8 protein-coding genes are annotated in these 7650 nt (G+C 69.7%); 4 read left to right on the top strand and 4 right to left on the bottom strand.

Annotated features, from left to right (window positions below):
* From OS124_RS0118400 to OS124_RS0118390, 3 genes are all read left to right on the top strand, one after another.
* The coding region (locus tag OS124_RS0118400) for a glycosyltransferase family 2 protein (protein WP_237708137.1) at positions 1–707 on the top strand (707 nt) is incomplete at its 5' end.
* Positions 704–2191 (top strand): nucleotidyltransferase family protein, encoded by a 1488-nt coding sequence (locus tag OS124_RS0118395; RefSeq protein WP_010141352.1) that lies wholly within the window; start codon positions 704–706, stop codon positions 2189–2191. The genes OS124_RS0118400 and OS124_RS0118395, both read left to right, overlap by 4 nt.
* A gap of 12 nt (positions 2192–2203) precedes the next feature.
* Positions 2204–3208 (top strand): radical SAM protein, encoded by a 1005-nt coding sequence (locus OS124_RS0118390; protein WP_010141351.1) that lies wholly within the window; start codon positions 2204–2206, stop codon positions 3206–3208.
* A gap of 112 nt (positions 3209–3320) precedes the next feature.
* Here OS124_RS0118390 and OS124_RS0118385 read toward each other — a convergent pair whose 3' ends face one another.
* The 4 genes from OS124_RS0118385 to OS124_RS0118370 form a co-directional block, all read right to left on the bottom strand.
* Complete coding sequence (locus tag OS124_RS0118385; RefSeq protein WP_010141350.1) at positions 3321–4610, bottom strand: O-acetylhomoserine aminocarboxypropyltransferase/cysteine synthase family protein; 1290 nt, start codon at positions 4608–4610, stop codon at positions 3321–3323.
* A gap of 109 nt (positions 4611–4719) precedes the next feature.
* Positions 4720–5508 carry an SDR family oxidoreductase gene (locus OS124_RS0118380; RefSeq protein WP_010141349.1) on the bottom strand — a complete coding sequence of 263 codons (789 nt, stop codon included), beginning with the start codon at positions 5506–5508 and terminating at the stop codon, positions 4720–4722.
* Position 5509: 1 nt separating this feature from the next.
* Positions 5510–6436, bottom strand: a complete 927-nt coding sequence (locus tag OS124_RS0118375) for a dihydrodipicolinate synthase family protein (RefSeq protein WP_010141348.1) — start codon at positions 6434–6436, stop codon at positions 5510–5512.
* A 3-nt stretch (positions 6437–6439) separates the two neighbouring features.
* Positions 6440–6853: a VOC family protein gene (locus OS124_RS0118370; RefSeq protein WP_010141347.1), complete on the bottom strand. Its 414-nt coding sequence runs from the start codon at positions 6851–6853 to the stop codon at positions 6440–6442.
* A 91-nt stretch (positions 6854–6944) separates the two neighbouring features.
* Here OS124_RS0118370 and OS124_RS0118365 point away from each other — a divergent pair.
* A partial coding sequence (locus OS124_RS0118365; protein ID WP_010141346.1) for a LysR substrate-binding domain-containing protein occupies positions 6945–7650 on the top strand: 706 nt, incomplete at its 3' end.

The raw sequence follows: 7650 nt of genomic DNA, 5'->3' as shown, positions 1-7650 counted from the left end.
GACTGCGAGAATGTCGCCATTGCGGAGTTCTACTGATGACCGCCTACAGCGCCATCATCCCGGCCTACAACGCCGCCGCGACCCTCGCCGAGGCGATCTCGTCCATCCTCGGGCAAAGCCTGCCTCCGGCCGAGCTGATCGTTGTCGATGACGGCTCGAACGACGACACACCGGCGATTGCGCAGCGCTTCGGAGCGGCGGTGACGCTGATCCGGCAGGACAACGCCGGACCGGCGGTGGCGACCAATACGGCCGTCGCCGCGGCAACGCAGGGGGTGCTGGCCTTCCTCGATGCGGATGACATCTGGCTGCCCGGCAAGATGGCGCACCAGTTGCCCCTGCTGGACGCGGGAGGCGACGACCTGATCCTGTCGGGACGGATGCGCCAGTTCCACCACGGCACGGCCGACGACGGCAGCGGCGCGCAGCGCGACGGTCCGACCCGCTCGACCATGGTCTGCCACCGTTCGGCCTTCGCGCGGGTCGGGCCGGTGGTCAGCCCGCCGGGCCATTGCGGCGACATGATCGACTGGTTCGCCCGGGCGCGGGTCGCCGGGCTGCGGATCGAGAGCCTGCCCGAGGTGCTGGCGCTGCGGCGCATCATCCCCGGCAGCCTGACCCATGCGATGGACGATGAGCGCCGGCGCGCCTTCCTCAGGGTCGCCCATGCCGCGCTGCGCCGCAACCGCGCCGGAGGTGCCGAATGAGACCGCCGAGCCGCCGCTTCCCCTCTCCCTCCTGGGCCTGGCCCTCGGGCGATCTGGAAACCCTGCTGATCGCCGCCGCCGGCGCCGACCCCGAGCGCGCCCTGGCCGCCGCCCGCGACTGGTTTGCGCGCTGCAATATCGACGACGCCAGCTTCAGCGAGAACCGCCTGCAACTGGCGGTTGCCGCCCGTTTCGGGCGCGCCCTCGCCGATCTGCCCGAATATCCCCGCCTGCAGGGCCTGCAGAGGATGCTCTGGACCAAGTCGCGCATGGCCATCCGCGAGGCCCTGCCGGCCTTCACCGCGATCACCGCGCAGGGCATCCCCCTGATGCTGGTCAAAGGCGCCGCCCGCATCGCGCGTGACCCCGAGGCGCAGAAGGCCCGGGTCAGCCATGACATCGACATCCTCGTGCCGCGCAACCGCGGCGCCGAGGCCCTCGGCATCCTGACCGGCACCGGCTGGGTGGCCTCGACCGGTGAAAGCGCGACCTGCCTGCGCGCGCGGCTGGACGACCTGCGCTCGGTCAACCTGTTCTTCGGCCATTTCGGCGATATCGACCTGCACATGCAGGGCTTCGGCGCTGCCCGGCCCGATCCCCGCCTCGAGGCCGGGATCTGGGAGACCGCGACCCGGCACGACTTCTTCGGCGTTCCCGTGCACCTGCCCGGCCCCGAACACTGGCTGGCAATGACGCTGGACAGCAGCGCGCTGGATGCCCATGCGCACAGCGACTGGCTTGTCGACTGCGCCGTGCTGCTGGCCGGGACGCGGATCGACGCAGGGCGCCTGCTGGCGCTTCTCGACCAGCGCGGGCTGAACCACCAGGCGCTGATCGCCTTCTCGTTCCTGGCCCGCAGCTTGGGGCACGACCTGCCCTTCCTGGCAGAACTGCAGCGTCAGGCGGCGCGCAGCGGGCCGGTGACCCGTGCGGCGATCCTGCTGCAGGCCAAGCCCCGCAGCGACTGGACCCCGCTCAGCCGGACCGCGCGCGGCATCGCCAAGCAGCTGCACCTGCTGCGCCTGAACCGCGCCTCGCGGGCCTCGGGCACCGCCATTCCACCGGTCCTGCGCGGGTCGATCCGCCGCCTGCCCAGCTCCATGCCCCGCGACGCCCGCTTCACGGCAGAGGTCGAGCTGCCCTGCCCGCGCGCCGCGCTCTCGGTCTTCCGCATCGAGCTGGCGCTGCCCCTCGCCGGGCTGAACCGCCGCTACGACTTCGAGCTGAACTCGGACCTTGGCCATGGTCAGCGCCTGCGGGTGCGCGACATCCTCGGCCGCAAGGGGCAGCACAGGCTGGTGTTTAGCGGCCGCCTGGCCTTCGACCGGATGCCCTCGCGGCTGTGGATCGAAGCCCGCCCCGGCAAGACCGTCCGCTCGCAGGACGAGGCAGAGTTGCTGCGCTACGGCGCGCCGGCCTTTTCCGTGCTACACTTTCGCGCAGCGCCGCTGTCGGCGCCCCGTTCCGCCATCTCGGCCCGCTAGAGGAGAGCCAGCATGAACTTTTTCCGCCGACGCCCGCCCCTTCGCACCAAGGCCCATGTCGTCGAGGGAAAGATCATCCCGCTGGATGGCATCGACGTGCTGGTGGCCGACCATTGCAACATCGCCTGCCGGCAGTGCAACCACGCCTCTCCGGTCCTCAGGAAGCGCAATGCCGAGGTCGAGGAAACCGTCCGTGCGGTCGCCGTGCTGGCCGAGGTGATGCGCCCCCGGCACGTCAAGTTCATGGGCGGCGAGCCGCTGCTGAACCCGAAGCTTGCCGAGATCATCGAGGGCGTGCGCGGCACCGGCATCGCCGATCGCTACGTGCTGGTGACCAACGGCATGCTGCTCGGGCGCATGGACGAACGGATCTGGGGCCTGATCGACGAGCTTGAGATCTCGCAGTACCCCGGCGCCAACCTGACCGACGACTTCCTTGCCGGGATCCGCGCCCGCTGCGAGGCACATGGGGTGACCTACACGCGCAATGCCTTCCCCGAGTTCCGCCGCACCTTCTCGAGCCGCCGGATCCAGGATCCCGCGCTGGTGGAACGGGTGTTCTCTGCCTGCAAGATCGCCAATGTCTGGGGCTGCCACGCGGTGCATCGGGGCCGGCTGTTCCGTTGCCCGCAAAGCGCGCGCTTCCCCGAGCTGGTCGGCATGGAGGGCGAGGAAGGCGTCGCCCTGACGCCCCGCGACAGCCTGCGCGATGATATCCTGGCGATGATCAACGGCGACACGCCGCTGGACGCCTGCCAGTCCTGCGTCGGCACCTGCGGCAAGAAGTTTGCCCATGACATGGTGCCCCGCCGCGAGTGGATGGAGGATCTGGCCATCGCCCCGGAAGACTGCATCGACTACGAGCTGCTGGAGCAGAGCGAGCAGTTGGTGCGCCGCCTCGACGACTGCAAGACGCCGGATCACCGCATCGACCGCAGCGCCTTCAAACGCGCCCTCGACAAGATCGGCTACGTCCCGCGCCGGATGCGCAAGGCGACCTACCACCGGGCGCCCTGACCGGCGGCATACCCCGGCGCAGGCGCCCGCCCATTGAAAACACAGACGCCCCGCAGGTCCTGCGGGGCGTCTTTCGTTTGCGGCCCGGCATCCATCGGATGCCCGCGCGGGGTCAGGCCGTCGCGGCGGCCAGACCCTGGTCAAGATCGGCGATGATGTCATCGACGCTCTCGATGCCGATCGAGATCCGCACCACGTTGGGCGCCGCCCCGGCCTTGACCTGCTGCTCTTCCTCGAGCTGGCGGTGCGTGGTCGAGGCCGGATGGATGATCAGGCTGCGCGTATCACCAAGGTTGGCGACGTGGCTGAACAGCTTCAGGCTGTCCACCAGCTTGACGCAGGCCTCATAGCCGCCCTTGAGCGAGACGGTGAACAGCGCCCCTGCCCCCTTCGGCACGATCCGCTGCGCGCGCTCATGCCAGGGGGAAGAGGGCAGCCCGGCATAGGTTACCGCCTCGATGCGGGGGTCCTTTTCCAGCCACTCGGCCACGGCGCGGGCATTGGCGACATGGCGCTCCATCCGCAGGCCGAGGGTCTCGATGCCCATCAGGGTGTAATGGGCGCCCTGCGGGTTCATCGTCATGCCCAGGTCGCGCAGGCCGACGGCGATCGAGTGGAAGGTAAAGGCCATCGGGCCGAGCGCCGCATGGAAGGTCAGCCCGTGGTAGGCCGGTTCGGGCTGCGACAGCGAGGGGAACTTGTCCGAGGCCGACCAGTCGAACTTGCCCGAATCGACGACGATGCCGCCGGTCACGGTGCCATTGCCGGTCAGGTACTTCGTCGCCGAGTGCACCACCAGCGTCGCCCCGTGGTCGATGGGACGGCAGAGGAAGGGCGTGGCGGTGGTGTTGTCGACGATCAGCGGAATGCCCGCCTCGTCCGCGATCTTCGCCAGGGCGTCCAGGTCGCTGACATAGCCGCCCGGATTGGCGATGGTCTCGCAGAACAGGGCGCGGGTGTTCTCGTCGATGGCGGCCTTCACCGCGTCGAGGTCATCGGTGTCGACGAAGCTGGCCGACCAGCCGAAGCGCCGGATGGTCTGGCTGAACTGGGTGATCGTGCCGCCGTAGAGCCGGGACGAGGCGACGACGTTGCAGCCCGGCCCCATCAGGGGAAACAGCGCCATGATCTGCGCCGCATGACCCGAGGAACAGCCGATGCCGCCCGCGCCGCCTTCCAGCGCCGTGACCCGCTCGGCCAGGGCCGCGACGGTGGGGTTGGTCAGCCGCGAGTAGATATAGCCGACCTCTTCGAGGTTGAAGAGACGCGCCGCGTGCTCTGCGTCGCGGAAAACGTAGGACGTGGTCTGGTAGATCGGGATCTGGCGTGCGCCGGTGGCCGGATCGGGTCGGGCGCCCGCGTGGACCGCAAGCGTGTCGAAACCGGAAAATGTGTCTGTCATGGGAATGCTCCTCCTTACGCCGCGGCACGTTAGGCGGCGGCGCAGGTGGCAGCAAGGGCCGAAGGTGGCCCCCGTCCGGCGCCATCCCGCCGGACGGCACGCGCCGGCCTCAGACCGAGCGGATCATGCCACCGTCGCACCGCATCATGGTGCCGGTAACGTAGCTGGCCTGCGCGCTGCACAGGAAGGCGGCGACGGCGCCGAACTCTTCGACCGTGCCGTAGCGCCCGGCGGGGATCGACGCCCGCGAGGCGGCGCGCAGCTCTTCCATCGGCCTGCCCTGCCGCTCGGCGGCGGCGGCGTCCAGCTGATCGACCCGCGCGGTATGGATCCGCCCCGGCAGCAGCATGTTGCAGGTCACGCCTTCGGAGGCGACCTCGCTCGCCAGCGACTTGTTCCAGCCCGCCAGCGCGCCGCGCAGGGTGTTGGACAGTGACAGGTTGGGGATCGGTTGCTCGATGCCGGACGAGGCAACGGTCAGCACCCTGCCCCAGCCCTGCGCGCACATGCCCGGCAACAAGCGCCCCGTCAGCTCGATCACCGAGGCGACCATGGCCTGCGCCTGGGTCATCAGCTCACCCGGGTCGATGTCGCGCGCCTGGCCGGGCTTCGGCCCGCCGGTGTTGTTGACCAGGATATCGACGCCGCCGAAATGCTCCTGCACATGCGCTGCGAGGGAGGCGGCGAAATCCCTTGCAGACAGGTCGACCTTCACCCATTCCGCCTGCCCGGCTCCACGGGCGTTGATCCCGGCGGCGGCGGCCTCGAGCGCGGTCTCGTCGCGGCCGGTCAGCATGACGCGCGCGCCCTCGGCGGCCAGAGCTTCGGCAATGCCCAGCCCGAGGCCACGCGACGAGGCCAGCACCAGGGCGCGGCGGTCCTTCAGTCCCAGGTCCATCTCACATCTCCTTCAGCCGGATCTCGGTCCGGCGCATCAGTCGTTCCAGTTCTGCGATGTCACGTGCAGTCAGCTTCGGCCCCGGCGCGCGGGTGGCGGCACAGGCCATCGCGCCGCGTTTCATCAGCACATGCTTGCGCAGCGCCAGGCCCCAGCCCGGTTGCTGTTCATGGCGCAGAATCGGCAGGTAGCGGTCAAAGAGATCCTCGGCGGCCTCGACCTGCCCGGCCCGGTAAAGCGCCACGGTCTGCACCAGCGCTTCGGGGTAGGCAAAGCCGGTCATCGCCCCGTCGGCACCCCGCGCCAGTTCCTGCGGCAGGTAGAGGCCGCCGTTGCCGCAGAGGATCGACAGGCGGGCAACACCCGGCGTGGCCTCGTGATCGCGCAGGGCCGAGATCTTGGTCAGCCCCGGCCAGTCCTCATGCTTCAGCATCACCATCTGCGGCAGGTCCTGCGACAGCCGCCGGATCAGCGCCGGCGCCACGGCCACACCGGTCGACAGGGGGAAATCCTGGTAGACCAGCGGCACATCCGCGCCAAGGCGCTGCGCCACGGCGTGGAAGTAGCCCTCCACGCGGTCCTCGCGCGCGGGGCCCCGGGTGGGCGCCACCATGACCCCCGCCGCGCCGCGCTCCATCGCGTGGCGCCCAAGGGCGGCGAGGCTGTCGAGCCCTGCGTCCGAGACGCCCACCACCACCGGCAGGTCGGTGCGCGCCAGCACCCGGTCGATGACCAGGCGCCGCTCTTCGGCGCTCAGCTTGTCGGCCTCGCCCATCATGCCCAGGATGGTGATCCCGGTCACGCCATGGGAGACGTAGAAATCCACCAGCCGGTCGAGGCTGACCAGATCCAGGCTGCCGTCCTCCGCGAAGGGCGTGGCGGCGATGATGAAGACACCTGAGGTGTCGCGGGTGATCGGCGCGCCCATGGCCTAGCTCGCGAAGATGCCGGAGGTGTCGGCGAAGCCCTTGATCTCGATCGGGTTGCCCGAGGGATCGAAGAAGAACATCGTGCGCTGCTCGCCCGGCTGGCCCTCGAAGCGGATCACCGGCGGGATGTCGAAGGACACGCCCTTCTCTTCCAGCCGCGCCGCGAGGGCCTTCCAGTCGTCCAGCCCCAGCACGGCCCCCATGTGGGGCATCATCACCATGTGATCGCCGACCTTGCCGGTGCGCGTGGTCTCGAAGGGCTTGCCCAGGTGCAGCGAGAGCTGATGGCCGAAGAAGTCGAAATCGACCCAGGTCTCGGTCGAGCGCCCCTCGGCGCAGCCCAGCACATCGCCGTAGAAGCGGCGGGTTTCGTCAAGGTCGGTGACATGAAGGGCAAGGTGGAAGACGGATTGCATTGGGATCTCCGGGTTGGGTCTTGCCTTGGGGTAGCCAATCGGCAGAGAAAGGAAAAACGAAATTCTTTTCCCCTGAGCGAAAGAAACTCTTTTGGATACGCGGTTCGTGGAAAGCCTTCTGGCAGTGGTCGACCATGGCTCGATCGTTGCGGCGGCGCAGGTGCAGGCGCTGACCCCGGCGGCGGTCAGCCAGCGCATCCAGGTGCTGGAACGAGAGCTGGGCCGCCCGCTGCTGGAACGGCGCGCCAATGCCTCGGCCCCTTCGGCGGCCTGTCGCGACCTGCTGCCCGCCATGCGCCGCCTCGTCGCCCAGGCGCAGGAGCTGCGGCGCAGCGCCGATCCGGCAGAGGCACAGGGGGTGTTCCGGCTGGGGGCGATCTCGACCCTGCTGACGGCCGCTGTGCCGGGGATGCTGATGCGGCTGCGCATCCGCGCACCCCGGCTCGAGATGCAGATCACCCCCGGCGCGTCCGCGTCGCTCTACGAGGCCCTGCGCAGTGGGGAGCTGAATGCCGCACTGATCGTCGCGCCCCCCTTCGCCACGCCCTTCGGGCTGCAGCAGCACCCGCTGCGGAGCGAGCCCCTCTGCCTGCTGACGCCCGAGGGCCACCCCGCGCGAAACGCCGCGGAGGCCTTCGCCACCCTGCCCCAGATCGCCTACGACCCCGACAGCTGGGGCGGGCAGATCGCGGCGCGCTACCTGGCCGACCGGGGGATCGCGCCACAGGTGCTCTGCGCGCTGGATGCGCTCGAGGTGATCTCGGATCTGGTGGCCAGCGGTGTCGGCGCCGCGGTGG

Origin of the sequence: Oceanicola sp. S124 (genome assembly GCF_000220565.1) — a bacterium.
Taxonomy (GTDB): domain Bacteria; phylum Pseudomonadota; class Alphaproteobacteria; order Rhodobacterales; family Rhodobacteraceae; genus Pseudooceanicola.
Note: the sequence above shows the minus strand (reverse complement) of the source record. Positions and strands in the feature narration are given on the sequence as shown.